The sequence below is a fragment of the Mesorhizobium sp. M1A.F.Ca.IN.020.06.1.1 genome, from assembly GCF_004023265.1.
In the GTDB taxonomy this organism is placed as follows: domain Bacteria; phylum Pseudomonadota; class Alphaproteobacteria; order Rhizobiales; family Rhizobiaceae; genus Mesorhizobium.
The window spans coordinates 1-1,570 of record NZ_RZSR01001178.1 but is presented as its reverse complement, the minus strand read 5'-3'; the positions used below and the strand labels follow the sequence as shown (position 1 = coordinate 1,570).

Annotated in this window: 1 protein-coding gene; it reads left to right on the top strand. The window is 65.7% G+C overall.

All coding sequences use genetic code 11. The features are described 5' to 3' along the window. Positions 1-119 precede the first annotated feature (119 nt). Positions 120-1,570: phosphoenolpyruvate-utilizing N-terminal domain-containing protein (locus EOA60_RS32225; RefSeq protein WP_128312576.1), on the top strand; the 1,451-nt coding region annotated here is incomplete at its 3' end.

Genomic DNA, 1,570 nt, shown 5'->3' with positions numbered 1-1,570 from the left:
ACTTTGCATTCCGTCTACGGGCTCGATAAGCAATAGCAAGAACTGAGTCCGTTATTGCGTGAGCGCCGGCCGTGGCGGAAGCTACGGCGGGCAACGTGCCCATTGGAGAAGAAGCCGCGATGCGTGACATGGCCGGTGGCCCGCGCGTTCTGCTGAGACGGCTCCGCGAGCTCATGCAGGAGCCGCTGGAGCCGCAGGAGCGGCTCGACCGTATCGTGCGCGACATCGCCTCCAACATGGTCGCCGAGGTGTGCTCGCTCTATGTGCTGCGCGCCGATTCGGTGCTGGAGCTCTACGCCACCGAAGGTCTGAACCCCACCGCCGTCCATTTGGCGCAGTTGAGGCTCGGGCAAGGCCTGGTCGGCACCATCGCCGCCAGCGCGCGGCCGCTCAATCTCTCCAACGCGCAGGAGCATCCGGCCTTCGCCTACCTGCCGGAGACGGGCGAAGAGATCTACAATTCCTTCCTCGGCGTGCCGGTGCTGCGGGCAGGGCGCACACTGGGCGTCCTGGTGGTGCAGAACAAGACCATGCGCCACTATCGCGACGACGAGGTCGAGGCGCTGGAAACGACGGCGATGGTGATCGCCGAGATGGTCGCCACCGGCGATCTTGCCCGTCTCACCCGGCCGGGCCTCGAACTTGACCTGCGCCGTCCGGCAAGCTTCACCGGTCTTGCCTTCAACGAAGGCGTCGGGCTTGGCCATGTCGTGCTGCACGAGCCGCGCATCGTCGTCACCAACCTATTCAACGAGGACAGCGAGGAGGAGGTGCGTCGCCTGGACCGTTCGCTCGGCTCGCTGAGGCTGTCGATCGACGACATGCTCGAGCGCCGGGACGTCGCTTTCGAGGGTGAGCATCGAGAGGTGCTCGAGGCGTATCGCATGTTCGCCAACGACCGCGGCTGGGTACGCCGGCTGGAAGAGGCGATCCGCAACGGCCTGACTGCGGAAGCGGCCGTCGAGAAGGTGCAGAGCGACATGCGCGCACGCATGCTGCACATGACGGACCCCTATCTGCGCGAGCGCATGAGCGATTTCGACGATCTCGCTAACCGGCTCTTGCGCCAGCTGATGGGGCGCGGTCCGGAGGATGTCGCGGCCTCGCTGCCAAAGGATGCCATCATCGTCGCCCGCTCGATGGGTGCGGCCGAACTGCTCGACTATCCCAGGGACAAGCTGCGCGGCCTGGTGCTGGAGGACGGCGCGGCCACCAGCCATGTCGTCATTGTCGCGCGCGCGATGGGCATTCCGGTCGCAGGCCAGGTCAAGGGCGCCGTCTCCATGGCGGAAAACGGCGATGCCATCATCGTCGACGGCGAGGAAGGCACCATTCACCTGCGGCCGCAGTCCGACCTCGAGGCCGCCTATGCCGAAAAGGTCCGCTTCCGAGCTCGGCGGCAGGAAATCTATCGCGAGCTGCGCAAGAAGCCGTCGCTGACCAAGGACGGCGTCCCGGTCGATCTCCTGATGAATGCCGGCCTTGCGGTCGACCTGCCGCAGCTTTCAGAATCGGGAGCGGCCGGCATCGGCCTGTTCCGCACCGAATTGCAGTTCATGGTGGCCTCGAC